This window comes from Bacillus proteolyticus (assembly GCF_001884065.1).
Classification (GTDB): Bacteria; Bacillota; Bacilli; order Bacillales; family Bacillaceae_G; genus Bacillus_A; species Bacillus_A proteolyticus.
In genome coordinates this window covers 80,520-105,147 of sequence record NZ_MACH01000081.1, presented here as the reverse complement: position 1 = coordinate 105,147, position 24,628 = coordinate 80,520, and the positions used below count along the sequence as shown (strand labels likewise).

Here is a 24,628-nt window from a genome sequence, read left to right as displayed (position 1 = left end):
TGTTTTGATTACAACTATAAAGGTAAGGTGTGAAAATTATGACTGTAAAAATGAAAGTATACTCAGATTTTATATGTCCATTTTGTTTTTTAGCAAAAGGTCCATTAGATGAAGTAGCGAAAGAAAAAGATGTAGAAATTGAATGGATGCCATTTGAATTACGTCCAAGTCCATATTCAAAAATAGATCCATGGAATGAGCCAGAAAAGTTAGGTTCATGGGATGCTTTCATTCTTCCTACAGCGAAGAAATTAGGAATCGATATGCGCTTGCCACGTGTTTCACCGCATCCATATACACATTTAGCTTTTGAAGGATGTGAATTTGCGAAAGAACGTGGGCTAGGAAATGAGTATCATCACCGCGTATTCACCGCATTTTTCCAAGAAGAACAAAACATTGAAGATATTGATGTGTTAACAAAACTAGCGGTAGAAGTAGGGCTTCCAGAAGCTGAATTTAAAGATGCTTTAGTAACTCGAAAATATAAAGAAAAACATCAAGAAGCAATTCAGCATGCATATGATGAAGCGAATATTATGGCGGTACCAACTGTCATGATTGGTGATGAAGTCATTCAAGGGCTGGCTAGTAAAGAAACACTACAAAGAGTAATTGATAAAGAAATTGAAAAGGATAAAACAAATTCATTTGAAGGAATGCAATGTAATACGGATGGATATTGCTAATTCGTTTTGCATGAAAGAATCGAATTGATTTGTTTAAATAAAAAAACATACATTTGGAGGAATTAAAATGTCAGCAACTACAACAAATTTAAAAGAAGCAATTGTGAACCGCCGTTCAATTCGTAAAGTAACAAAAAATGATGCAATTACAAAAGAAAGAATTGAAGAAGTTTTAAAAACAGCTTTACATGCACCAACTTCATTCAATATGCAAAGTGGCCGTATGGTTGTATTAATGGATGGAGAGCATGAAAAGTTTTGGGATATCGTAAAAGAAACACTTAGATCACGCGTACCAGCAGAAAACTTTGAGGCGACTGTAGAAAGACTAACAGGTTTCCATGCAGGTGTAGGGACAGTTCTATTCTTTGAAGATCAAGCAACTGTAGAAAAAATGCAAGAAAATGCACCATTATATAAAAATCAATTCCCATTCTGGTCTCATCAAGGTAATGCAATGTTACAACATACTGTGTGGATGCTATTATCTGCTGAAGGAATTGGCGCATCACTGCAACATTACAATCCAATCGTAGATGCTGAAGTAAAAGAAACTTGGAACATTCCAGCAGAGTGGAGTTTAGTAGGTCAAATGCCATTTGGTGAGCCAAATGAACAACCAGGAGAAAGAACGTTCTTACCTACTGAAGATGTAGTGAAATTTTATTAAGAAATTTAATATATAACGAGAAGGAATCTGTTATATACTTATCAAAATGAAAAGGTTAGATAAATGAAAGGACAGTACATATTAGCCATATATGTACTGTCCTTTCGTATGTAATATTTAAACTCTATTGTTGGGAATGTTACTTCAAGAACAATTTCCTCCATATGAATCGATGTTTTTCCTTACAATCAATAATCTATATGCTTATTTTTTTGAAATGACAGTAAACATCCCCGTCATGTTTGGTGAGTAATCTTTAAAATCATATTTTTCATAGAAAGATTCTTTACCTTGTGATGAAAACAAACCAACAAACGCCTTATCCGGGGCATTTCGATTTAAGTATTCAACCAAAATATGCATTATTTCTTTACCAACACCATTTTTCTGATAATCTGGATGAACCACTATATCTTGAATATAGAAATAGATAGCTCCATCGCCAACAATTCTCCCCATACCCACAATTTGATCATTATCTTTGACTGTGATGCAGTGAATAGAATTCTTCAGGGATGTTTCCGCTACTTCAAAATTCATATAATTAGACCATCCAACAGAATCGCACAAATATTTGTACTCTTCCAATGTTGGAATGTTATTTTTAAACTCATATTTTTTCAAAATGTATCCTCCAAGTCCTCAAATTCAACAAGTATAATAAATTCGACATTTTTTTATCTATTCCTCTTACGCAACTGAATTCCCTTTACTTATTAAATTTAGTACAGTTTTCTTATTTGTATTAATTTATAAGAGTTTAGGGAAGAAATATAAAAAATGATCTGGTGAAAAAGGGAGTGGAAATATGAGTGATGAGAAAAAATATACAGTGGTAGGTACTAACGTTGAGGAAGTAAAACGTTTAAATGAAAATTCAGGGTTAACGTATAACCAAGTGAAGGAATTGTTAGCGAAGCAAATGCAAAAAAGAAATGATTAGATTGAAATAATTAAGCTTTTCATTTAGCATTTTTCTAGAGAGAGTTAAGTAATAGATAACTCTCTTTTTTCAATATGAAAAATCTATTAAAGAACAATTTTTAGAGTGGAGGAAACAATATGAAAAAAATGGGGAAAGGTAACGTAGGATATGCGTATGAACACACCCACCTAAAAATAAAAGATAGAGTTGAAAAATCCGACATTAAAAAAGAAAAAAAGGATTATGCCCAATTAGTAAGAAAGATTGTCTATAGAAGTTCATAAAATGTAATATATTCAATTTCCATCCATTGAAGGGGGAGGTTAAATCTTAATGAATGAAGTGAAAAATTTTTTTCGAAGTAGAGGGTTTCAACGGTTTCTCGTTTTAATAATATTAGCGCTTGTATTATATGGATTAAAAAGTATGATCAATTTAATTTTAATTACGTTTATACTGACATTTTTAATGGATCGGTTTCAACGTTTTATTTCAAAGAAGTTGAAAGTGAATAGGAAGGTAGTTATTGCTTGTTTATATATAATATTAGTGACCTTTATTGTCACAACATTGTATAAGTATTTACCGGTACTAACGATACAAATTTCACAATTAATTTATCAATTTAAATTATTTTTTCAACATCCACCTGATAATGAGATGATTAGATACGTACTTTCAGCAATTAATGAAATGGAAGTATCAAAATATATTGAACAAGGTGTGGATGTCATTTATCAATCAATAGCAAACATAGGAAAGGTAAGTTTGCAAATACTATTGTCTCTTATTCTAAGCTTATTTTTCTTATTAGAAAAAGAGCGGATTATTTCATTCACGTCTAAATTTAAAGATAGTAAATTAAAGGTTTTTTATGAGGAGATTGCATATTTCGGCGAAAGATTTGCAAGATCGTTTGGAAAGGTGATTGAAGCACAGTTTTTAATTGCGGTTGTCAATTGTGTGCTCACTGTAATCGCACTTGTCATTTTAGGATTTCCACAGCTCCTTGTATTAGCTGTCATGGTCTTTCTACTCGGTTTGATTCCAGTTGCTGGTGTTATTATTTCCCTGTTTCCACTTTGTATAATTGCCTATAACGTCGGTGGAGTTATGTATGTTGTATATATACTAGTATTCATTACAATAATCCATGCTCTTGAAAGTTATTTTTTAAATCCAAAATTTATGTCTGCAAAAACGAATTTGCCTGTCTTTTATACATTTATGATTCTCATCTTTTCAGAGCATTTCCTCGGAATATGGGGGCTTATTATCGGGATACCGATCTTTATCTTTTTATTAGATGTACTTGACGTAAATAATGATAAATCGATTAAAAGTAATAAGTGATAGAAATAACCGATGTTGTCTTTTGGGGAAAACATCGGTTATTTCTTATTTTTTCTTTGGAGGAGGTAGTTTTATAAATTTATTTGCAATTAAAGCTATAATAACAGCAGCAAAAATAAACACCGCGATTATGCCAACCCCCATACCTGCCCATCCTCCTATAAGAAAGATACTCATCGGTATTGCTAACAAGCTTAAAATAATAAGAATCAATCCGAGATTCTTATCATATTTTTTGGTTGGAAATAATGTTCGGATGATTAAAAAGAGAAAAAGTATTAATGCCGCTACAGCTAGTAAGAGGAGGAGAATTGTCCAAGAATCATTCATAAAATCACTCCTTTCTATTATAGATAATATTATCGTTTAAATTGAGGGGGAACTATAAAAATATAAAAAAGCAATCCAATATAAATTGGATTGCTTTTTTGATTGAAAAATATGATTAAAGAACAGGAGCCATTGTTTCTTTCAACACTTGAACAGAGTGATCAAATTTTAATTCTTCTTCTTCACTTAATTCCACTTCTAAAATTTCACGAACACCGCCGCGATTTAAAACAGCAGGGACTCCGATATAAACGTCTTGTTGGCCATATTGACCTTCAAGATATGCTGAGACAGTTAATACACTGTTTTCATTGTTCAAGATTGCTTTCGTTACACGCAGAAGTGACATACCAATGCCGTAGTATGTAGCACCTTTTCGTTCAATAATGTGGTAAGCTGCATCACGAACGTTTATGAAAATCTCATCTAAATCTTTTTGGTTGTATGTGTTGTCTTTTTCAAGTAGTGTTTCTAGTTTTTGAATACCAATTGATACGTGACTCCAAACAGGAAGTTCTGTATCACCGTGCTCTCCAATAATATATGCATGAATGTTATGAGGTCCAATATCGAAGTATTCACCTAACATATAGCGGAAACGAGCAGAATCAAGTGTTGTACCAGAACCGATTACGCGTTCTTTTGGCAATCCAGACTCTTTCCAAGTTACGTAAGTTAAAATATCAACAGGGTTAGTTGCGATTAAGAAGATGCCATCAAATCCGCTATCCATAATGCTACGAACAATTTGCTTGAAAATTTTAGCGTTTTTCTCAACTAAGTCTAAGCGTGTTTCACCTGGTTTTTGTGGTAACCCAGCAGTAATTACAACAAGATCTGCATCTTTACAATCTTCATAACTACCTTTCCAAACCTTTGTTGGAGCTGGTGCGAAAGGTACGGCATGGCTTAAGTCCATTGCTTCTCCTTCTGCTTTTGCTTCATTTACATCAACTAAAACAAATTCTTCAGCAACTGCTTGGTTAATCATGCAGTAAGCATAACTACATCCAACTGCTCCTGTTCCTACTAATACAACACGGTTAATACCTTTTTTCATTTCAAAATTCCTCGCAATTTCATTAATTTTATTATGTAAGATAATACGTCTTACTTCTATAGTTTCATATCTATTTTATTACATTTTATAAAAGATATTCAAGTAATTGAAAATGTATCCGCTCAATTACTTGAATGAAACATAGGAATCCTGTTAAACGAATATAATTCAGTAAAATCCTTCATAAAAGGGGAATTGGCATGGGGAAGACATTATCGATGGAAGAAATGCTTCAAATTATTCATGAAGGGCTTGCCAAAACGAATACCCCCAAACGGATTACAATTGCCGGTGCAGGGATGTCTGGATTAGTTGCAGCATCTTTATTAAAAGAGGCTGGACACGAGGTAACGATTATAGAAGCGAATAACAGAATAGGTGGTAGGGTGTATACGATTCGTGAACCATTTAGCGCAGGATTATATTTTAACGCAGGTCCTATGCGTATTCCGGATACTCATCATTTAACTTTAGCCTACATTCGTAAATTTAAACTACCGTTAAACCTTTTTATTAATAAAACTTCTTCAGATATAATGTATACGAATAATAAAATAACGAGATTGGATGTGTTTGAAAAGGATCCAAGTGTACTTGGATATCCAGTTTTAGAAAAAGAAAGAGGGAAAACGGCAGAAGAATTAATGTTAGAAGTATTAGAGCCAATACTTAATTTTATTAAAAAAGATCCTAATAAAAACTGGATTATCATTGAAAAAAAGTATAAAACATATTCGCTCGGTTCATTTTTAACCGAGTATTATTCAGATGGGGCAATAGATATGATCGGAGTACTTCTTGATATGGAAGCATACATGGGAATGTCTTTAATTGAAGTATTACGAGAAATGATCTTTTTCACTTCAACGACGAAATATTATGAGATAACAGGCGGAATGGACGCATTACCAAATTCATTTTTGCCACAGCTAAAGGATAATATTTTTATGTCCTATAAAGTAGAAAAAATAATACAAGAAGATAATAAAGTGATGCTGCAAGTAACACATGAACAAACGTTAAATTCATGTATAGTAACTGGTGACATCGCTATTGTCACAATTCCATTTTCAGCTTTGCGATTTGTAGAAGTCCAGCCGTATCATTTATTCTCTTATTATAAAAGACGGGCAATTCGTGAATTGAATTATATTGCTGCAACTAAAATTGCGATAGAGTTTAAAAGTAGATTTTGGGAAAGAGTGGGACAGTGTGGTGGTAAATCTATTACAGATTTACCGATACGTTTTACATATTATCCGAGTTATGGCATTCAGTCACCAGGGGCAGCTATTGTTATAGCAAGTTATACGTGGGCGGATGAGGCATTAACATGGGATAGTCTCCCGCATAGAGAGCGTATTTGTTACGCATTGAAAAATTTAGCGCAAATTTATGGGAATGTAGTCTATAGTGAGTTTATAACAGGGGAATCTTTTAGCTGGAGTAAGAATACGTATTCTTGCGGAGCATTTACAGCTTTTGAACCAGGCCAAGAGCTAGAATTATTTCCTTATATTGCGTCGCCTGCTGGAAACGTACACTTTGCAGGAGAACATACAACGTTGACACATGGGTGGATGCAGGGAGCGATTGAGTCTGGAATTAGAGTTGCTCATGAAGTAAATGAAAAGTGAAGCTAGTAGATATATTTACAAATTGTTATTCTTTTAATAAAATGATAAATATAAATCGTAATTATTACGCTTTGAATACGTTTGAAATAAAGAAATGGATGGTTGATCAAATGAATAAAGTGGAAATTCATATATTAGGTGGTTTTTTAGGTAGTGGAAAATCAACATTATTACAAAATTTATTATTAGCGGAGAAAAAGAAGAATAGAAAAGTTGCTGTTTTAATGAATGAAATTGGTGAATACTCAGTAGATACAGATATTATTGGTAAAGAGAATGTATTAAGAGAATTACTAAAAGGATGTATTTGTTGTACGTTAAAGGAAGAACTTGAAATACAATTACATTCATTATATCAGCAAGAAAGACCAGATGTAATTTACATAGAAACAACAGGCGTCGCACATCCAATTGAAGTGTTAGATGCATGTGTATCACCAATTTTAGCACCTTTCTTAGAGGTGAAATCAATTGTAGTCGTTTTAGATGCAGTAAGATGGCTAAATCGAAGTAGATTAAGTGCAAATGTGCAACAGTTACTGCATGAGCAAATGAAATTTGGTAGTCATCTTCTTATTAATAAATCAGATTTACTAACAGAAGAAGATAAGAACAAAGTACTTGAAGAAGTGAAAGCAATAAATAGTCATGCGAAATTGTTTGAAACAAAATATTGTAATATATCTTTAAATGATATAGAAGAAGCTGAACATGTGAGTGCTGGGGAACATGAGACACTTCATGTTAAACAGCATTTACATATACAAACGATGACGTATCAATTTACGAAATCGATTGATCAAGACAAATTATATGAATGGCTTTCGAATTTACCAGATAGTATTTATCGAGTGAAAGGTTTTGTGAAATTCCATGGAGATAAATACCCTCATCTATTCCAATATTCGTTTGGTGTACCGACTTTACTGGAGCAAGATTTTGGTTTCCCGACAAACTTGGTAGTAATCGGGGAAGGGCTAGATAAGAAACAATTGGTTGAAGGGTTAGAGAAAGTAGAAAATAATTAAGTGCTTTTTAGGTAGGCTGCAAATAATTAACTTACTAACTTAAGTTAATTATTTGCAGTTTTTTCGTGATGATTCCTGTAATGAAACAGTAATTTCATTTGAACAAAGGAATATATATTGATTGTATGTCCGTTTCCATTTAATAGGAAGGTGATTATAGATTTGTGCCGAATGTAGAGGATACTACAAGAGTTTTCCATTACCTACCTTACAGTTTATAAGTCATGATTACGGACAGGGGAATTTGGCGTGTTGGATTCTATCAGAAAGTAAAGTATGGGGAGGATCACAATGTCGATAAAAAAACGTAAATGGCTAAAAACGGTGGTTACTGGTTGTGTTTTAGGGTCATTATTAGTAACAGCAGCTTGCTCAGGAAAGAAAACAAGTACTGAGGATGAAAAAACAATTAAGGTAGGGGTTCTTGCTTCGTTAACAGGTCCATTAGAATCATACGGAAAACAAACAGTGAACGGGTTTGAATTAGGATTAGATTATGCAACTGGTGGAACAGGAAAAGTGGACGGAAAGAAGATTAAGTTTGTTGTAGAAGATACGGAAACGAAAGCAGATGTTGCAGTTAAAAAAGCTACGAAGCTATTAGAAGACGAGAAAGTTGATTTTTTAGTCGGATCATCTAGTTCAAGTGATACGTTAGCGGTTTTACCACTAGCTGAAGAATATGAAAAAATTATGGTTGTTGAACCAGCAGTTGCCGATAGTATAACCGGGAAGAACTGGAATAAATATGTTTTTAGAACAGGAAGAAGCTCTTCACAAGATGCGATTGCAGGAGCAGCAGCAATTGCAAAAAAAGATGTAAAGATTGCAACGTTTGCCCCAGATAATGCATTTGGGCGTGAAGGAATTGCCGCATTTAAATCTGGAGCAAAGAAATTAGGTGCAAACATTGTAAACGAACAATATGCGGATACAAACTCAACTGATTTCACAGCGAATATTCAAAATATCATTAGCTCAAAACCGGATTATTTATTTATCGTTTGGGCAGGTGCAAATTCACCTTGGAAACAGTTAAAAGATATGAATGTGGAAGCGCAAGGTATTAAAATTTCTACAGGTGCACCAGATATACCGGCATTAAAAACGATGGATGCATTAGTAGGAATGCAAGGTTTTTCTGTTTATTATCATACACTCCCGAAAAATAAGGTGAATGATTGGTTAGTGGAAGAACATAAAAAACGATTTAATGGTGCGGTGCCAGATTTATTTACAGCAGGAGGAATGTCAGCGGCAATTTCAATTGTAGAAGCTTTAAAGAAAACAAAAGGTGATACAGATGTAGATACATTGATTAAGAAAATGGAAGGAATGGAATTTGATACACCGAAAGGAAAGATGAAGTTTAGAGAGAAAGACCACCAAGCGATGCAGACGCTATATTCTATCACGTTGAAAAAGCAAGATGGTGTTGATTATCCGGTGCCAGTATTAGAGCGAGAATTAACGATGAAAGAGACAGAACCACCAGTTCAAAATAAATAGACTGAATTTTCTGTTGTTTTTGTATAAAGAGGGGATACCCTCTTTATACGTATTTCTTTCATACTTAAAGTTTTAAAGGGAGGAATTTCGTGACACATTTGTTAGAGACGAAAAATCTTTGTGTATCTTTTGGTGACCATCATGTTATTAAAGATGTTAATTTAACGGTACAAAAGGGAAAGCTCATTTCAATTATTGGACCGAACGGTGCCGGAAAGACAACGTTATTTAACTTACTAAGTGGGCAAATTTCTCCAACAAAGGGTGAAGTATATTTTAAAGGACAAGAGATTACAAATTTATCAATTTCAGATCGAACTCGATTAGGAATTGGTCGTTCTTTTCAACTTACAAATATATTCCCAGAGTTAACGGTACTTGAAAATGTTCGTTTAAGTGTTCAATCATTCGTGCAAGATTACTATAGTTTTTTTCCAAGTTCGGCAAAATTTAAGCAACAAGTTGGAGAGGCGAGACGTTTCTTAAAAACAGTATTACTTCAGGAGAAAGAACATGTATTAGCGAAAGATTTAGCACATGGAGAAAAACGAAAGTTAGAGCTTGCGATGTTATTAGCTTTAAAAACGGATGTGTTACTACTTGATGAGCCGACGGCAGGTATATCAGTTGAAGAGATACCGGCTATTTTACAAGTGATTGAAAATATTAAAAAGCATCCAGAGAGCACAATCGTACTCATCGAACACAAAATGGATATGGTACTAGGTTTGTCGGACCATCTTATTGTTTTATTTCATGGCGAGTTATTGGCTGAAGGATTACCAGAAGAAATGATGAAAGATGAGCGTGTACAAAGTGCTTATTTAGGGGGATTATATAGTGGCTCTATTACAAGTGAATAATATAGAGACGTATTTAGATCAGTTTCATATTTTACAAGGGGTATCACTCACTGTTGAGAAAGGGACGATTACTGTACTGTTTGGAAGAAACGGGGCGGGAAAAACAACAACGTTGCGATCAGTTATGGGATTTCATCGGATAGCAAATGGTGAGATTTATTATGGTAGTACACAAGTAAATGGATTATCTACACATTTAATTTCAAGAAAAGGAATAGGGTATGTACCAGAAAATCAAGGGATTTTTCATGATTTAACAGTAGAAGAGACATTCGCACTTGCGAGAGGAAAAGGAGAAGAAGTCGACGAGAAAATAGATTGGATGCTCGAGCTATTTCCTGATTTAAAGCAGTTTTGGAATAAGAAAAGTGGGCTTTTAAGCGGGGGACAAAAACAAATGTTGGCCATTTCAAGAGCGTTTATTAATAGTGATGGACTATTGCTTATTGACGAGCCAAGTAAGGGGCTATCACCAATTATGATAGAAAAATTAATGGTAGCAATTTTGAAAATGAAGGAGAAAACGACTGTTTTACTTGTTGAACAAAATTTTATGATGGCTAGTCAAATCGGTGATTATTTTTACATTATGGATAATGGGCGTATTGTGCATAAAGGTTTTATGAATGAACTGCGAGAGGATAAAGAAACATGTCATAAATATTTAGGTATTTCTTAACATTGATACGGGGGGATAGAACGTGGATGTGTTAATTAACTTATTTGTAAACGGCGTTTCAACAGGGATGCTTATTTTTTTATTAGCATCAGGTCTTTCACTTATTTTCGGCCTAATGAGCGTTTTAAACTTTGCGCATGGCGGTTTATTTGCATGGGGAGCTTTTACAGGCGTTTGGTTATTTAATATGACAGGTAGTTATGTATTAGCGTTAGTTGGAGCAGTTGCTATGGGGATGTTGCTTGGTTTTATTTTAGAACGATTTCTTATCAGACCAGTGTATGGAAATCATGTTCGCCAGCTACTCGTTACACTCGGAGGAATGCTCGTTCTTAGTGAGTGCATAAAAATATTTTGGGGACCGAATCCAATTAGTGCAAAGTTACCGATATGGTTACAAGGTAGCTATACATTTGGAGGGGTTATATTAATAAAATACCGGCTATTCGTTATTTTAGTTGGGATACTAATTTACATTGCTCTACTACTACTACTCAAAAAAACAAAGATAGGTCTTATGATCCGCGCTGGTGTAATGGATAAGGAGATGGTTCAAGCGCTCGGCATTAACGTGAAAGCTATATTTTCGTTCGTCTTTCTATTAGGAGCAGGAATGGCAGCGTTAGGTGGATTCTTATTTGCACCATATTCAGGCGTTGTTTTCGCAGAAATGGGTATGCAATATGCAATTTTAGCTTTCATTGTAGTAATAATTGGAGGGTTAGGTAGCGTCCAAGGTTCAGCTATCGCTTCTTTAATCGTCGGATTAGCCGGAGCTTTTACAGCCTATTTTATTCCAGATTTATCACTTGCAATCAATATGTTAATGTTACTGTTTTTCTTAATAGTGAAGCCAACTGGACTTGTTGGTGAAAAGGGGTGAAATGGTGAACAATACATCGAATCGAATTAAAGTATACTTCGGAGTATTTATGCTCATTTGTTTAAGTGTATTTCCGTTCGTAAATGATTCACGGAGCTTGTTAATTTTGTTCACTCAAATCTTCATCTTTGCTATTTTTGCAATGAGTTTTGATGTATTACTTGGATATACAGGAATTGTATCGTTTGGTCATTGTATGTTCTTTGGAATAGGAGCATATGGGGTAGCACTTTTATTTGATCGGCAAGGTGTATCAATAACAAACTTTTTAATAGGTATAGTAGCGGCAATTATCATTTCGGCAATCGTTAGTTATATAATCGGTTTACTTTCTTTACGATTGAAAAGTCATTTTTATGCAATGTTAACCCTTGCGATTTCACAGTTATTTTTTGTGCTTGCTGAAAAATGGCGTGGGCTTACTCACGGTGGAGATGGATTTACATTTGGTGTGCCAGATATATTTCGTGATCGTTTTACCTTTTATTATGTAACATTTATATGTCTAATCATTATTTTCATTTTGTTACGTCTTTTCACAAAATCTTCTATTGGGAAAGTATTAAAGGCAATTTCACAAAATGAACAACGTGTTGAAGCGCTTGGGTATAAAGTTCTTCATTATAAAATTATTGCTAGTGTTGTTGCAGGAGTAGTAGCAGCGATTAGCGGTGGTTTATTCGTCATCACATTACGTTTTGTAAATACGACTGTATTTTCAATCGAAATGACGTTAAATGCATTATTGATGACAATGATTGGAGGAGTTGGAACGTTAATCGGAGCCATTGCAGGAGCTGGGATTATTGAATCACTAAAATATTATTTATCAGAACTAGCGACGGAGTATCCGATTTTTGAAAGATGGACGATTATTTTAGGGTTATTGTATATTATCGTGTTACTAGTTTTTCCGAAAGGATTAGTTGGAACGGTTAAGCAGTTGAAGAATGTTAAAAGGAGTAAGAAGGAGAAAAGTGCAGAAGTGGAGCAAAACGTGTGAAAAATCAATTGTACAAAAAATAAAAATCCCTCTTGTAGATTCGTTAAAGAGGGATTTTTATTTGTTTGAAAAGTTTGTAAACAAAGTCATTCTATTACTCAAATAGTTCATCAGGGATATGTTTTATAAAGTTTTGATTCGTAAAAAAATGAACAGCTAATTTCTCTATTGGAACATTTTCAACTGGAACTATTTTATCATTTCTAATCGGTAAAAAAGCTATCCCATTTCCCTCAACAATAAACTCTTCAATAAGCGAATAAGAATCTAACTGTTGAAGTTGATGCTGGGATAGATTGTTTTCTTTTAGAAATTGTATTGTCATATTTCTAAAAGGGCACTTTTTATCGTTACTAACAAAGAAAAGTTCTTTTGAAAAGTCAATGTTACACTGTTCTTTCGCTTTTAATAAGCCTACAAAAATTGAAGTGGTGAATACTTTTTTAAACGCTGCTTCGGGATAATCCTCATAAGTTATGACCATATCAACTTTTTGTTGCTGTAGTAGTTTTTGTAAATGGCTACTACTTTCTATATATATTTGATAATTCCTGAAATTTTCTTTAATACGCATACTTAAATAATTAGTCAAAATAGATTGTGACGTTGCTATTACATAAGAAGAAGCACTTGTTTTAATTTCATCTTTCGCTTCTTCTAAAAGAGCTAATATTTTATTCGTGTAGTCTAATAAAATGTCACCAGAAGGTAACAGGGAAACACCTTTATTATCTCTATGTAGTAATGGAGTTTCTAACTCTTGTTCTAATTTTTTGATTCGCTCCGTTACATTTGGTTGTACATAGCTTAGCTCTTTAGCAGCTTTACTAATAGAGCCTTCGTTAGCTACAGTTTTAAATATGATAAGATCATTAATTTCCATTCATTTCAGCCCCTTATACGGTATCATTATAAATGATACCAAACATAATTTATACCTATTTTACGTTAGTCAGTCATCGGTTTATCATTATGTATATAAGATCGAAAGTGAGTGATAAACATGATTGGAATGCAATATAAAGTCATTTTGCCAAAGGATTATGATATGGGGATTATTAGAGAAAGGGTAAAAAAGAATAGTCATAAAACAGATGGTTTTCAAGGATTGAATTTTAAGGCTTATTTAATTGCTGAGGCAGGTAAGGATGGGAATTTCTATAATTGCTATGCACCTTTATATATTTGGAATGGTCATGAAGGGATGAACAAATTTATCTTTGAAGGGTATTACGATAATATTTTACAATCGTTCGGGTGGCAACAAATAAATATAGGTGTTCCATTCGTTGTTAATGTAAGTGATGACTTTCGAAAAAGTAGATATGTTGTTGAATATGTAGGGAGTATTTCTCAAAATAAATCGCTGATTGAGACGCAATTAAATAAAGTAAATGAAAATGTGAAAAACATAGAAAAATGTTTAGGAAATGTAATAATTTATAATCCGGATAAGTGGGGATATAGTCAATTCAGTTTTTATAAGGAAAAGCCTGAAATAGATGTAATGGACGATGTTACTATTTATGAGCTTTTACATATTTCACGATGATATGTTGTTGAATGCTAAATTAAGAAAAAGGAATGAAAATGTATGCCTTTTGTGAACGTTTATTATCATGAAAATATATTAAATAAAGAAGAGTTGAAAAAGGTAGGTGAATGTATCCATCTGTCATTAATTGAACATTTTAACATTCCTGAAAATGATTATTTTCAAATGTTTGTACCTTATCAACGAAATCAATTTTTTTATAATCCATATTATTTGTTGGAAAGAGGAGAAATGAGAACTGAGAATATGATTCATGTTTCTATTACATGTGGACCTGGAAGAACAGTGCAACAGAAAAAAGGTTTGTATCAATCTATATCCTTCGAAATTTCAGAATGTTCCAATGTGAAAGTTACTGACATTTTTATTACATTACATGAGACAGCTGCTGAAAACTGGTCATTTGGTCAAGGGATGGCACAATTGGTAAAAATGAAGGGAGAAAAATGATGAATGAACCAATTGAATTTTATATTCCAAAGAAAATGAGAGAAATAGCACCTGTATTTTCTCATTATAGTGAAGAGATATTATTTGAGGAAGTGTGGCGGGATGCCGCTTTAACATTAAGAGAAAGAAGCTTATGTACATTGTCGGCACTAATCAGTCTTGGTAATACAGAACAATTACCATTTCATCTGAAGCTAGCTAAACAAAATGGGATGATGGAGAATGAATTAGTTGCATTAATAACACATATGGCTTTTTACGTTGGTTGGCCAAAAGCTGTGGCAGCTTTAAATATAGCAATGAATGAAATGGAAAGTTAAGAATAATGATTTTGGGAGATATTTTTAACATATTTCTACTTGCATTACTGTCACTTGAGTGGTAAAGTGACAGTAAGATCAACGCTAGGAAGTGATAAAACATGCGTGAGAATACGATAGGATCGTTAATATGGTTACGCCTCATACGATTTACGAACCAAAGTAATCAAATGTCAAATGAGTTTTTAAAACGCTTTGATTTAACGACGGCTCAATTTGATGTGCTTTTGCAAATACGGACTTATCAGCCATTAACACAAATGGAGTTAGCAGAAAAGGTTACCGTTACACAAGGCGGTATTTCTCGAATGTTAACACGTCTTGAAAAAGAAGGATATATTATACGAAAACAAGATTGGAAAACGAAAACAATTAGTCTTACAGAGCAAGGGGAAGAGGCTTTAGAAAGAGCATTGCCAGAGCAACTTGCATTTCAATCATCATTTTTTGATGATGTATTAAATGAAGAAGAGCAGAAAATACTATACGAGTTGATGACAAAAGTTCATAAGCATAGTGAAAAAAAAGAATTACCGAATGAGTAATTTTTTTTACTCAATCAATTGACTAATCAAGTGATAAAGAGGAGGAAGTTTTATGTATACAATTCCAGGACATCACCACATTTCTATGGTGACTAAAAATGCGAAAATGAATAATAATTTTTATCGAAATGTTTTAGGATTACGCCGAGTGAAAAAGACGGTCAATCAAGATAATCCATTTATGTATCATTTGTTTTATGGCGATTTAACAGGGAGTGCCGGAACTGAATTATCATTTTTTGAAATGCCGATTGTAGGAAGAACAATCCGTGGCACAAATGCAATAACGCAAATAGGTTTGCTCGTACCTTCAATAGAAAGCCTTACATTTTGGAAGAGACGTTTTGAGTCGCTTCAGGTGGCGCATGGGGAAATTACAACTTACGCCGGCCGAGACGCACTGCACTTTGAAGATCCAGATGGCCTACGGTTAGTACTATTAAATAATAACGGTGAAGAGGTGCCTGAATATTGGACTGCATGGGATGAATCTTCTGTAGAGCAGAAGCATCGTATTTTAGGCATGGGAACAGTTGAAATGACAGTGCGCAGTTTAAATAAATTATCAAAAACATTAACAGGTTTGTTTAGTTATAAAGAAGTATCTCGTTCAGACGATGAGGGGATTTATCAATCTATTGCTGGTCAATCTTTTGGGGAAATTTTGGTGAAACAGCAAGAGGGAGAGAGTGAAAGACCTGGAAAAGGAAGTATTCATCATTTAGCTATTCGTGTAAAAAATGATGAAGAACTGAGTTATTGGAATGAAGCTGTGAAAAATAAAGGGTTCCAATCAACAGGGATTATCGATCGTTTTTATTTTAAAAGTTTATATTTCCGTGAGTCAAATGGAATTTTATTTGAGGTTGCGACGGATGGACCAGGATTTACTGTAGATTCAGCAGTTGCTGATTTAGGAAAAGAGCTGGATTTACCACGATTTTTAGAAGAGAGAAGAAAAGAGATTGAAGAGAAATTAATACCACTTGATTAAAAGGGAGAGGACAACTATGGAACAATACCGTATTGATGTAAGTAAAGGAATTGAATTTGGATTATATTCAATTGGAGATCACATTTTAAATCCGCATAATGGTTCGAAAATAAGTGCAGAAAAAAGAATTCAGGAACTAATTGAAACAGCTAAGTTAGCAGATGAAGCTGGACTTGATGTGTTTGCTGTCGGTGAAAGTCATCAAGCGCATTTTACAACGCAAGCTCATACAGTTATTTTAGGAGCTATTGCACAAGCTACGAAAAATATTAAAATCGCGAGTTCTGCAACAGTATTAAGTACGTCAGATCCGGTTCGTGTATATGAGGATTTTGCTACAATCGATTTAATTTCTAATGGTCGTGCGGAAATCGTTGCTGGTCGTGGATCTCGTATTGGGGGATATAGTTTACTGGGTTACGATGTAAATTATTATGAAGAACTATTTGAAGAGAAGATGGATCTTTTATTAAAAATAAATAAAGAAGAAAGTGTAACATGGAAAGGGCAGTTTAGAACGCCGCTTGAAGATGCGACAATTATACCGAGAGCTAAAAATAACAATATGCCAATTTGGCGTGCTGTTGGAGGGCCACCTGCTAGTGCAATTAAGGCGGGACACGCAGGTGTACCAATGATGCTTACGACACTTGGTGGCCCAGCTATTAATTTTAAAGTTTCGGTGGATGCATATCGTGAAGCTGCTCAGCAAAGTGGCTTTGATCCAGCAACATTACCAATTGCAACAACAAGTTTATTTTATACAGCAGAAAATTCACAAGATGCACTTAGTGAATATTATCCCCATATTCATGCTGGTATGCTTGCACTACGTGGTGGTGGGTATCCAAAACAACAATTTACTAATGCAGTAGATTATCGTGACGCGTTAATGATTGGTAGCCCGCAACAAATTATTGAAAAAATGCTGTATCAACATGAGTTATTTGGGCAACAACGTTTTATGGCGCAGATTGATTTTGGCGGTGTACCATTTGATAAGATTGAAAAAAACATCGAATTAATTGCAACTGAAATTATGCCGGCTGTTAGAAAGCACATAGCAAAATAATTGAAAAATACCGGGAGTCTAGCTGACTCTCGGTATTTTTTATGTTAATTCAGTTTGAAAAAATGACGAAAAAATGAATTTTTAGTCTAAAAAAGGAAAGGATTTTTCTATTTGTGAATAACAATATTCTTAATTTGAATTTTAGAAATACATTTTTCTCTTGACAAAAATGTAGCGTATTTCCAGGTTTGATTTGAGGACATTTTTTAAGAGGAAAGTCAAGCGTATGAAGAGAAAAACGTAATATTATTGATATAAGAGTATGTTGTATGTTTGAAAAACACGTTTTTTAAATGTGAGAAATCTAATTCGAAAAAATTACAAAAGACATATTTCAGACAAAATCCTGTCAATAATACGTCAAAAATCACCTGAATTTATTATGTAAGTATATTATACAATTCGATTAACGAATAAAACACTACTGAAATAGTGAAAAGGTAAATCGTATGAAGAAAGTTCTTTTGTAATTATCTAAAAAACTGACAATCTATATTTTCAGAAAGTACATAAACGAATTTATCTTTTTGTATTTCCAAATGATTGAATTGTTCGTTATGAAGTGAATTCAATCAATATTACGATATAAAAAATTATGAAGGAAGTGAATTTAGCATGGAAACGCTCGAATTGGCACGAATACAATTTGCATCTACAACGATTTTTCATTACTTTTTCGTTCCGCTATCTATTGGTTTAGCTTTTATCATTGCGTTAATGCAAACGTTGTATGTGGTAAAGGGACAAGAAGTTTATAAGAAGATGACAAAGTTTTGGACACAAATATTCCTTGTTAACTTTGCAGTAGGTGTTGTAACAGGTATTTTACAAGAATTTCAGTTTGGTATGAACTGGTCAACATATTCACGTTTTGTTGGTGATGTTTTCGGACCGTCACTGGCAATTGAAGGTTTATTAGCATTTTTCATTGAGTCTACATTCCTAGGTTTATGGGTATTCGGTGAGGATAAACTTCCGAAGCGAGTTCACCTTTTATGTATTTGGCTCCTCTCAATAGGAACAATGTTATCAGCATTTTGGATTTTAACTGCAAATGCATTTATGCAAGCTCCAGTAGGATATGAAATGGCAGCAGATGGGCGTGCACAAATGAATGATTTCTTGGCGATTATTCAAAATCCACAATTATGGGTGCAATTCCCGCATACAATTACAGCGGCACTTGCAACAGGCGCATTCTTTATTGCTGGTGTCAGTGCATGGAAAATTGCAAAACAACAAGAGACGGAAGTGTTTAAGAAGTCTTTCCGAGTTTCTATCGTTGTTGGAACAATTTCAACAGCATTGGTATTATTTTTCGGTCATGCACAAGCGCAAAATTTAATTAAGACACATCCGATGAAAATGGCCGCAGCTGAAGCGTTATGGAATACGAGTGAGGACCCAGCGCCATTTACAGTATTTGCGAAAATTGATACAGAGAAGAAAGAAAATTCGTTTGAAATTCAAATTCCTTACATGCTAAGTCTATTGTCATACGATAAATTTAGTGGTCAAGTAGAAGGGATGAATCAAATTCAAAAACAATATGAAGAAAAATATGGACCTGGAGATTATATTCCGCCAGTACATACTATGTTCTGGAGTTTTAGAGCGATGGTAATGAGTGGAACATTTATGCTTCTTCTAGGAGCGTACGGCTGGTTCTTATCAAGAAAAGATCGCTTAACTGAAAAACCTTGGTATTTAAAAATAATGGTATATGCAATTGCACTACCGTTTATCGGTAATACAGTAGGATGGGTTATGACCGAAATGGGACGTCAGCCGTGGGTTGTCTTCGGTGTTATGAAAACAGAAGATGCTGTATCTCCAAACGTTACTTTTGGAGAAGTATTATTCTCTCTTATTTCATTCACATCACTATATTTAATTATCGGAGGAATTTCTATTTACTTATTCGTTCGTATCATTAAAGGTCATGCGAATAAGAAAGCGAAAAAGGATTATCAAAGCCATGATCCATTTGATAAGGAGGAAGAGTATGTTATCTCTTAATGAGTTATGGTTTCTAATTATTTCAACTTTATTCGTTGGATTCTTTGTACTTGAAGGTTTCGATTTTGGTGTAGGAATAGTTTCAAGGTTTTTAGGAAAGAACGATTTAGAAAAGCGTATATATTTAAATACAATTGGACCGTTTTGGCACGCAAATGAAGTATGGCTTGTTTGTGCTGGTGGTGCTATGTTTGCGGCATTTCCGCACTGGTATGCAACTTTATTTAGTGGGTTCTATATTCCGTTTGTGTTTATGCTTCTTGCTTTAATTATAAGAGGCGTTTCCTTTAAGTTCCGTGCGAAAATAGAAAATCATAAGTGGAAAAGTTTCTGGGATTGGGGCATGTTTCTTGGAAGTATGCTCCCTCCTATACTTTGGGGAGTTGCAATTGCAAACTTCATGGTAGGTGTACCAATTGATGAAAGTAAAAATATGGTAGGCGGATTCGTGAAATTACTTCACCCATTTGCGTTACTTGGAGGAGTTATGTTTCTTCTTCTATGTATTGTTCATGGTTTGCAATTTCTTACTATACGTACAACAGGTACATTACGAGAACGCGCACGTATTGCCGCAACAAAGATTGCACCTTTTGCATTAATAACACTTCTTATTTTTGCAGGTGTAGGGTTATGGAAAACAGATATTTTCACAGCACATGGTTCAGAGTGGCTAATGGTGCCGATTGGAGCTTTTGTAGCGCTATTTGTTTCTACTTTATTAAATAAAAGAAGAAGAGATGGTTGGGCTTTCTTTATGACGAGTTTAACAATCATTTTGCTAAGTGCAAGTGTGTTTATCGGTATGTTCCCGCGTGTCATGATTAGCTCATTAGGAGCGGCGAATGATTTGACAATTTATAATGCGGCATCAGGACCTTATGCATTAAAACTGATGAGCTATTTTTCTCTTGCTATTTTACCGTTTGTTATCGGTAGTCAAATATGGAGTTTCTATGTATTTAGACAACCTGTTAAGTCAGACAAAGATTTGGAGTACTAATGAAAAGAAAAAGAGGACTTCCGTCGTATCCTGGTAGCCGAGTTTTATATGTAACTTTAACCTTTATTAGCATTTTAGAGGCGTGTAGTATTATTGCACAGACAGTGTTTTTAGCACGAGCAATCACATTTTTATTTCATGGAGAAACAGTGCAAGCTGTGCTAAATGAAACTGTGTATTTTGGGATTACTTTTGCAGTACGCCAAATGTTGGTGCGAACATCGCAAATATTGGTTGAGCGTTTCGCTGAAAAAACAGGAATGGCATTACGTAAACAACTAATAGAAGCGTATTTTACATTAGGGCCGAGATTTGTCCAAACGAATGGAACTGGTCATTTGGTTACTTTATCGATTGAAGGTATAGAGAAATTCAAAACATATATTGAATTGACAATTCCTAAAATGATTAGAAGTAGTATCGTACCAGGACTAATTGTTCTATATGTTTTTACACTGGACATTAAGTCAGGAATCATTTTAGTTGTAACGATTCCTATTGTGATTATATTTATGATCCTTTTAGGATTAGCAGCGCAGAAAATGGCGGATAGCCAATATGAAACATATCGTGTACTTTCTAATCATTTTGTAGATACATTAAAAGGGTTAGAAACATTAAAATATTTAGGGAAAAGTAAACAGCACGAAGGAAAGATTGAAAAAGTAAGTAAACGATATAGAAAAGCAACGATGCGTACTTTGCGAGTTGCTTTTCTTTCTTCTTTTGCATTAGATTTCTTTACGAGTTTATCAATTGCATTTGTAGCAGTCGGGTTAGGAATACGGTTAATAGATGGGACGATTATACTGTTACCAGCTCTTACAATTTTAATTTTAGCGCCGGAATATTTTCTGCCGATTAAGCAAGTTGGAGCGAATTATCATGCTACATTAGATGGACAACTTGCGATCGAGCAAATAGAAGAGATTTTACAGAAGCAAAAAGGAATAGAAATGAAAGATTCAAATGTAGATATAGTATGGAACTCCTCTAGTAGCTTGAAATTAAAAGATGTAAAAGTAAATAATGATGAATCTGAAAAGGCTATGTTGGAGGGAATCGATTTTACTTGGCAAGGTAACGGTGCTATAGGCGTTATTGGTGAAAGTGGGGCGGGGAAATCAACGTTAATCGATGTATTAGCAGGATTTTTATCTCCTTCGGCTGGGAAGATGTTAGTAAATGGTGTTGAAATTGACGGATCTACTCGTGAAGATTGGCAAAAGAATATTGCTTATATTCCGCAGCAACCATATATTTTTCCGCTTTCATTAAAAGATAATATTTGTTTCTATGAAACAAATACAACTGATGAAGAAGTTGAGAGAGTTATTAATGAAGTAGGTCTTCGTTCGCTCGTTGCATCATTACCCAATGGGATGTATGAAATAATTGGAGAAGGTGGGCGTATGCTTAGCGGCGGACAAGAACAACGTGTCGCTATGGCACGTGCACTTTTAAGTAAAAAGCCAATCATTTTATTAGATGAACCTACAGCACATCTTGATATTGAAACTGAATTTGAAATAAAGCAATCGATGTTACATCTGTTTGAAGGAAAGTTAGTATTTCTTGCAACACATCGTCTACATTGGATGAAGCAAATGGATCATATTCTTATTTTAAATAAAGGGAAAATTATAGAAAGCGGAACATATGAAGAACTTTTAACGAATGAGACATTACATTTTCATAGCGAAGAGAGGGGAGAGCGATGAGTAACTGGATTAAGCCTTATATACAGCAAAATAAAGGTAGAATGACTTTGACTATTTTCCTTGGACTTCTTGGAGTTAGTTCGGGTGCGATGTTGCTTTTTATTTCAGGTTATTTAATATCTAAATCTGCTCTCAGACCAGAAAATGTAATGGCTGTATATGTTCCTATTGTTGCAACGCGTGCATTTAGTATAGGGCAAGCGGTCTTTCATTATTTAGAGCGTTTAGTTGGGCATGATGTTGTACTACGTATATTAGAAAAAATGAGAACGAAACTATATAGAATTGTAGAACCACAGGCGTTATTCTTCCGCTCACGCTTTCAAACTGGTGATGTACTAGGTGTATTGTCTGAGGATATTGAACATTTACAGAATCTATATTTACGAACAATATTTCCTAGTATATTAGCGCTAGTTGTATATAGCATCTTCGTACTTGTTATCGGTGCATTTGATTTAGTATTCGCACTCATTGCAGGCTGTATGTTAGCTATTATCGTTTTTCTTCTTCCCTTTGTATCACTGCTTTTAATGAAACAAAATCATATCGCTTTGAAGCAAGGAAGAAATCGTTTGTATCAACAATTGACAGATGCAGTATTTGGGTTATCTGATTGGCAGGCGAGTGGTAGAAAAAATGAATTTATTAATGCGTATGTAGAGCAAAATGATCAATTGTTAAAAACAGAGAAGAGAGTGAAACGCTGGTATCATATTCGAGACAGTCTCATTCATTTAGTAGTAGGTATTGTAGTTATTTCAATGATTATATGGACTGGGAATGAAGCGGCAAGGGAACAAATTGCTCCTACAGTTATCGCGGCCTTCGTATTAATGACTTTATCGGTAACGAATGCGCTTATTCCTATTTCAGATGCCATCGATCGAATCCCATTGTATGTAGAATCTGCTCATCGTCTTAATGGTGTAGAAAGTGATAGTGTTTTACATGATGAAATGGATTTGCATGGAGATAAAGATTACGTTGCACCAAAACATGTAGATATTGAACTGAATCATATATCGTATAGTTACCCAGATAGTAACGAGACTGTATTAAAAGACATATCGTTACAAATAAAAGCAGGAAAGAAAATTGCTATTTTAGGTAGAAGTGGGACAGGGAAATCTACTTTACTAAAATTGTTAACAGGGGCGTTAAGTCCGGTAAATGGCCAAGTTTTATTGAATGGTGAACAAGCGCATACGAATCTTTTATCCGAATATATTTCTGTATTAAATCAAAAACCGCATTTGTTCGATACGTCAATTGGAAATAATGTGCGAATCGGTAAACCAGAGGCTAATGATGAAGAGATATGGAAAGCTTTAGAGAAAGCACAGCTAGCTTCACATATTGCATCTCTTCCTGATGGATTACAAACAAAAATGCATGAAATGGGAAAGAGGTTTTCTGGCGGAGAAAGGCAAAGGGTAGCATTTGCAAGAACCCTTATGCAAGAAACACCAATTATTGTACTTGATGAACCGACTATCGGTTTAGATCCTAAAACGGAATTAGCCTTAATAGAAACAATGTTTTCTGCAACAGAAGAAAAGACTGTTCTCTGGATTACACATCACCTTGTAGGAATTGAACATGTAGATGAAGTTATTTTCCTTGATAGTGGTCAAATCGCTATGCAAGGTAGCCATGAACAGTTACTGAAAGAAAATGAGAAATATCGTAGCCTATATGAGCTCGATAAAGTGAAATTATAAAAGGAAGAAAAACACAAATTCTTGACAGTTCAAGGTTTGTGTTTTTTTTATTTGTGGTCAAATCATATAGGGCGTATAAGCTAGTTGAACATGGAATGGTTATATATTGTTAGAAAGGGTGTTTAAAACCTAGTCTTTCAAGGCAATACTGAGCCATAGTGAAAGGAATGTTGGAAGGCGTGATTATATGTTTGAAGAGGATGGCATTGTGTTAATTATGGAGCCTGCTGATGAACGGAATATGAGGAAATTTATTTTTACTGTACCGAAGTCAGTTTATGAAAAAAAGGGGATTATATTACATTATGGAACACCTTTAGGCCAAGGATATACGGACATTATAGAAGATATTATTAGTGTACATATAGAAATAGATATTGTAACGATCATAGGACATGTAAGTGGATAAAGAGAAACTTTAATTAGTGAGAGTTATACGTACCTCGAAAACAGATGTACTTAAAATAAGTATGTCTGTTTTTATATTTAAATGAAGATAGTTTCGAGGTGAAAATGAAAAAATGTATGATAAATTGTTCGAAGTACATGTTGAACAGGATAATAATGATTTTTCTAGAATGTATAAGAGAAAGATT

Annotated in this window: 27 protein-coding genes; 23 read left to right on the top strand and 4 right to left on the bottom strand. The window is 34.2% G+C overall.

All coding sequences use genetic code 11. From position 1 onward, the window contains the following. Positions 1 to 38 precede the first annotated feature (38 nt). Both BAQ49_RS13255 and BAQ49_RS13250 read left to right on the top strand, forming a co-directional pair. Positions 39 to 689 carry a DsbA family oxidoreductase gene (locus BAQ49_RS13255; RefSeq protein ID WP_071745700.1) on the top strand — a complete coding sequence of 217 codons (651 nt, stop codon included), beginning with the start codon at positions 39 to 41 and terminating at the stop codon, positions 687 to 689. Between the two features lie 67 nt (positions 690 to 756). Further along, positions 757 to 1,359 (top strand): nitroreductase family protein, encoded by a 603-nt coding sequence (locus tag BAQ49_RS13250; RefSeq protein ID WP_071745699.1) that lies wholly within the window; start codon positions 757 to 759, stop codon positions 1,357 to 1,359. A gap of 204 nt (positions 1,360 to 1,563) precedes the next feature. Here BAQ49_RS13250 and BAQ49_RS13245 read toward each other — a convergent pair whose 3' ends face one another. Next, complete coding sequence (locus BAQ49_RS13245) at positions 1,564 to 1,983, bottom strand: GNAT family N-acetyltransferase (RefSeq protein WP_071745698.1); 420 nt, start codon at positions 1,981 to 1,983, stop codon at positions 1,564 to 1,566. A 184-nt stretch (positions 1,984 to 2,167) separates the two neighbouring features. Between BAQ49_RS13245 and BAQ49_RS33900 the strand changes: the two genes are divergently transcribed. From BAQ49_RS33900 to BAQ49_RS13235, 3 genes are all read left to right on the top strand, one after another. Continuing rightward, a complete protein-coding gene (locus BAQ49_RS33900; RefSeq protein WP_071745697.1) occupies positions 2,168 to 2,302 on the top strand; it encodes a hypothetical protein in 135 nt (44 codons plus the stop codon). A gap of 119 nt (positions 2,303 to 2,421) precedes the next feature. Beyond that, positions 2,422 to 2,568, top strand: a complete 147-nt coding sequence (locus BAQ49_RS32925; protein ID WP_165616044.1) for a hypothetical protein — start codon at positions 2,422 to 2,424, stop codon at positions 2,566 to 2,568. 49 nt (positions 2,569 to 2,617) lie between these two features. Then, the gene (locus BAQ49_RS13235) at positions 2,618 to 3,637 is read left to right on the top strand and encodes an AI-2E family transporter (protein ID WP_071745696.1); all 1,020 of its coding nucleotides are present in this window, start codon (positions 2,618 to 2,620) and stop codon (positions 3,635 to 3,637) included. A gap of 45 nt (positions 3,638 to 3,682) precedes the next feature. Here the strand turns inward: BAQ49_RS13235 and BAQ49_RS13230 are convergent, their stop codons facing one another. Next, positions 3,683 to 3,967, bottom strand: coding sequence for a YesK family protein (locus BAQ49_RS13230; RefSeq protein WP_071745695.1), 285 nt, complete (start codon positions 3,965 to 3,967; stop codon positions 3,683 to 3,685). A 115-nt stretch (positions 3,968 to 4,082) separates the two neighbouring features. Further along, a complete protein-coding gene (locus BAQ49_RS13225) occupies positions 4,083 to 5,027 on the bottom strand; it encodes an L-lactate dehydrogenase (protein ID WP_000715317.1) in 945 nt (314 codons plus the stop codon). Positions 5,028 to 5,227: 200 nt separating this feature from the next. Between BAQ49_RS13225 and BAQ49_RS13220 the strand changes: the two genes are divergently transcribed. The 7 genes from BAQ49_RS13220 to BAQ49_RS13190 all read left to right on the top strand — a co-directional run bounded on the left by BAQ49_RS13220 (position 5,228) and on the right by BAQ49_RS13190 (position 12,629). Beyond that, positions 5,228 to 6,664, top strand: a complete 1,437-nt coding sequence (locus BAQ49_RS13220) for a flavin monoamine oxidase family protein (protein WP_071745694.1) — start codon at positions 5,228 to 5,230, stop codon at positions 6,662 to 6,664. A gap of 110 nt (positions 6,665 to 6,774) precedes the next feature. Continuing rightward, positions 6,775 to 7,692: a CobW family GTP-binding protein gene (locus tag BAQ49_RS13215; protein WP_071745730.1), complete on the top strand. Its 918-nt coding sequence runs from the start codon at positions 6,775 to 6,777 to the stop codon at positions 7,690 to 7,692. 291 nt (positions 7,693 to 7,983) lie between these two features. Further along, positions 7,984 to 9,201, top strand: coding sequence for a substrate-binding domain-containing protein (locus tag BAQ49_RS13210; protein WP_071745693.1), 1,218 nt, complete (start codon positions 7,984 to 7,986; stop codon positions 9,199 to 9,201). 89 nt (positions 9,202 to 9,290) lie between these two features. Beyond that, positions 9,291 to 10,064, top strand: a complete 774-nt coding sequence (locus BAQ49_RS13205; RefSeq protein ID WP_071745692.1) for an ABC transporter ATP-binding protein — start codon at positions 9,291 to 9,293, stop codon at positions 10,062 to 10,064. After that, on the top strand, positions 10,042 to 10,743 hold the full coding sequence (locus BAQ49_RS13200; RefSeq protein WP_071745691.1) for a branched-chain amino acid ABC transporter ATP-binding protein: 702 nt from the start codon (positions 10,042 to 10,044) through the stop codon (positions 10,741 to 10,743). The genes BAQ49_RS13205 and BAQ49_RS13200 overlap by 23 nt, the downstream gene beginning before the upstream one ends. Before the next feature lie 22 nt (positions 10,744 to 10,765). Continuing rightward, a complete protein-coding gene (locus BAQ49_RS13195) occupies positions 10,766 to 11,626 on the top strand; it encodes a branched-chain amino acid ABC transporter permease (protein WP_071745690.1) in 861 nt (286 codons plus the stop codon). 49 nt (positions 11,627 to 11,675) lie between these two features. Next, entirely contained in the window at positions 11,676 to 12,629 is a 954-nt protein-coding gene (locus BAQ49_RS13190) for a branched-chain amino acid ABC transporter permease (RefSeq protein ID WP_071745729.1), read from the top strand. A gap of 94 nt (positions 12,630 to 12,723) precedes the next feature. On the opposite strand, the gene BAQ49_RS13185 is transcribed toward BAQ49_RS13190, so the two are convergent. Continuing rightward, positions 12,724 to 13,512 (bottom strand): LysR family transcriptional regulator, encoded by a 789-nt coding sequence (locus tag BAQ49_RS13185; protein WP_071745689.1) that lies wholly within the window; start codon positions 13,510 to 13,512, stop codon positions 12,724 to 12,726. Between the two features lie 120 nt (positions 13,513 to 13,632). Here BAQ49_RS13185 and BAQ49_RS13180 point away from each other — a divergent pair, with 120 nt between their 5' ends. The 11 genes from BAQ49_RS13180 to BAQ49_RS13130 all read left to right on the top strand — a co-directional run bounded on the left by BAQ49_RS13180 (position 13,633) and on the right by BAQ49_RS13130 (position 24,441). Then, positions 13,633 to 14,181, top strand: a complete 549-nt coding sequence (locus BAQ49_RS13180; RefSeq protein ID WP_071745688.1) for a DUF4865 family protein — start codon at positions 13,633 to 13,635, stop codon at positions 14,179 to 14,181. Positions 14,182 to 14,223: 42 nt separating this feature from the next. Next, entirely contained in the window at positions 14,224 to 14,634 is a 411-nt protein-coding gene (locus BAQ49_RS13175; RefSeq protein ID WP_071745687.1) for a tautomerase family protein, read from the top strand. Then, positions 14,631 to 14,954, top strand: coding sequence for a carboxymuconolactone decarboxylase family protein (locus BAQ49_RS13170; RefSeq protein WP_071745686.1), 324 nt, complete (start codon positions 14,631 to 14,633; stop codon positions 14,952 to 14,954). Before BAQ49_RS13175 ends, BAQ49_RS13170 begins: the two co-directional genes overlap by 4 nt. A gap of 101 nt (positions 14,955 to 15,055) precedes the next feature. Further along, on the top strand, positions 15,056 to 15,499 hold the full coding sequence (locus BAQ49_RS13165; protein ID WP_001208967.1) for a MarR family winged helix-turn-helix transcriptional regulator: 444 nt from the start codon (positions 15,056 to 15,058) through the stop codon (positions 15,497 to 15,499). 52 nt (positions 15,500 to 15,551) lie between these two features. Next, on the top strand, positions 15,552 to 16,493 hold the full coding sequence (locus BAQ49_RS13160) for a VOC family protein (protein WP_071745685.1): 942 nt from the start codon (positions 15,552 to 15,554) through the stop codon (positions 16,491 to 16,493). 16 nt (positions 16,494 to 16,509) lie between these two features. Beyond that, the gene (locus BAQ49_RS13155) at positions 16,510 to 17,565 is read left to right on the top strand and encodes an LLM class flavin-dependent oxidoreductase (RefSeq protein ID WP_071745684.1); all 1,056 of its coding nucleotides are present in this window, start codon (positions 16,510 to 16,512) and stop codon (positions 17,563 to 17,565) included. Between the two features lie 615 nt (positions 17,566 to 18,180). After that, complete coding sequence (cydA, locus tag BAQ49_RS13150) at positions 18,181 to 19,584, top strand: cytochrome ubiquinol oxidase subunit I (RefSeq protein WP_071745683.1); 1,404 nt, start codon at positions 18,181 to 18,183, stop codon at positions 19,582 to 19,584. Further along, the gene (cydB, locus tag BAQ49_RS13145) at positions 19,571 to 20,587 is read left to right on the top strand and encodes a cytochrome d ubiquinol oxidase subunit II (RefSeq protein WP_071745682.1); all 1,017 of its coding nucleotides are present in this window, start codon (positions 19,571 to 19,573) and stop codon (positions 20,585 to 20,587) included. Before cydA ends, cydB begins: the two co-directional genes overlap by 14 nt. Further along, positions 20,587 to 22,308, top strand: coding sequence for a thiol reductant ABC exporter subunit CydD (gene cydD, locus BAQ49_RS13140; RefSeq protein WP_071745681.1), 1,722 nt, complete (start codon positions 20,587 to 20,589; stop codon positions 22,306 to 22,308). Before cydB ends, cydD begins: the two co-directional genes overlap by 1 nt. Continuing rightward, positions 22,305 to 24,032, top strand: a complete 1,728-nt coding sequence (gene cydC / locus BAQ49_RS13135) for a thiol reductant ABC exporter subunit CydC (protein ID WP_071745680.1) — start codon at positions 22,305 to 22,307, stop codon at positions 24,030 to 24,032. The genes cydD and cydC overlap by 4 nt, the downstream gene beginning before the upstream one ends. Before the next feature lie 187 nt (positions 24,033 to 24,219). Further along, positions 24,220 to 24,441, top strand: coding sequence for a hypothetical protein (locus tag BAQ49_RS13130; RefSeq protein WP_071745679.1), 222 nt, complete (start codon positions 24,220 to 24,222; stop codon positions 24,439 to 24,441). The last annotated feature ends 187 nt before the right edge of the window (positions 24,442 to 24,628 follow it).

Excerpts from the sequence above, each read along its gene's own strand:
- cydC (WP_071745680.1), top strand. The coding sequence starts at position 22,305 with ATGAGTAACTGGATTAAGCCTTATATACAGCAAAATAAAGGTAGAATG.
- cydD (WP_071745681.1), top strand. The coding sequence starts at position 20,587 with ATGAAAAGAAAAAGAGGACTTCCGTCGTATCCTGGTAGCCGAGTTTTA.
- BAQ49_RS13155 (WP_071745684.1), top strand. The coding sequence starts at position 16,510 with ATGGAACAATACCGTATTGATGTAAGTAAAGGAATTGAATTTGGATTA.
- BAQ49_RS13185 (WP_071745689.1), bottom strand. The coding sequence starts at position 13,512 with ATGGAAATTAATGATCTTATCATATTTAAAACTGTAGCTAACGAAGGC.
- BAQ49_RS13235 (WP_071745696.1), top strand. The coding sequence starts at position 2,618 with ATGAATGAAGTGAAAAATTTTTTTCGAAGTAGAGGGTTTCAACGGTTT.
- BAQ49_RS13215 (WP_071745730.1), top strand. The coding sequence starts at position 6,775 with ATGAATAAAGTGGAAATTCATATATTAGGTGGTTTTTTAGGTAGTGGA.
- BAQ49_RS13175 (WP_071745687.1), top strand. The coding sequence starts at position 14,224 with ATGCCTTTTGTGAACGTTTATTATCATGAAAATATATTAAATAAAGAA.
- BAQ49_RS13190 (WP_071745729.1), top strand. The coding sequence starts at position 11,676 with ATGCTCATTTGTTTAAGTGTATTTCCGTTCGTAAATGATTCACGGAGC.
- BAQ49_RS13160 (WP_071745685.1), top strand. The coding sequence starts at position 15,552 with ATGTATACAATTCCAGGACATCACCACATTTCTATGGTGACTAAAAAT.
- cydB (WP_071745682.1), top strand. The coding sequence starts at position 19,571 with ATGTTATCTCTTAATGAGTTATGGTTTCTAATTATTTCAACTTTATTC.
- BAQ49_RS13180 (WP_071745688.1), top strand. The coding sequence starts at position 13,633 with ATGATTGGAATGCAATATAAAGTCATTTTGCCAAAGGATTATGATATG.
- BAQ49_RS13165 (WP_001208967.1), top strand. The coding sequence starts at position 15,056 with ATGCGTGAGAATACGATAGGATCGTTAATATGGTTACGCCTCATACGA.
- BAQ49_RS13130 (WP_071745679.1), top strand. The coding sequence starts at position 24,220 with ATGTTTGAAGAGGATGGCATTGTGTTAATTATGGAGCCTGCTGATGAA.
- BAQ49_RS33900 (WP_071745697.1), top strand. The coding sequence starts at position 2,168 with ATGAGTGATGAGAAAAAATATACAGTGGTAGGTACTAACGTTGAGGAA.
- BAQ49_RS32925 (WP_165616044.1), top strand. The coding sequence starts at position 2,422 with ATGAAAAAAATGGGGAAAGGTAACGTAGGATATGCGTATGAACACACC.
- cydA (WP_071745683.1), top strand. The coding sequence starts at position 18,181 with ATGGAAACGCTCGAATTGGCACGAATACAATTTGCATCTACAACGATT.
- BAQ49_RS13230 (WP_071745695.1), bottom strand. The coding sequence starts at position 3,967 with ATGAATGATTCTTGGACAATTCTCCTCCTCTTACTAGCTGTAGCGGCA.
- BAQ49_RS13255 (WP_071745700.1), top strand. The coding sequence starts at position 39 with ATGACTGTAAAAATGAAAGTATACTCAGATTTTATATGTCCATTTTGT.
- BAQ49_RS13220 (WP_071745694.1), top strand. The coding sequence starts at position 5,228 with ATGGGGAAGACATTATCGATGGAAGAAATGCTTCAAATTATTCATGAA.
- BAQ49_RS13225 (WP_000715317.1), bottom strand. The coding sequence starts at position 5,027 with ATGAAAAAAGGTATTAACCGTGTTGTATTAGTAGGAACAGGAGCAGTT.
- BAQ49_RS13250 (WP_071745699.1), top strand. The coding sequence starts at position 757 with ATGTCAGCAACTACAACAAATTTAAAAGAAGCAATTGTGAACCGCCGT.
- BAQ49_RS13170 (WP_071745686.1), top strand. The coding sequence starts at position 14,631 with ATGATGAATGAACCAATTGAATTTTATATTCCAAAGAAAATGAGAGAA.
- BAQ49_RS13210 (WP_071745693.1), top strand. The coding sequence starts at position 7,984 with ATGTCGATAAAAAAACGTAAATGGCTAAAAACGGTGGTTACTGGTTGT.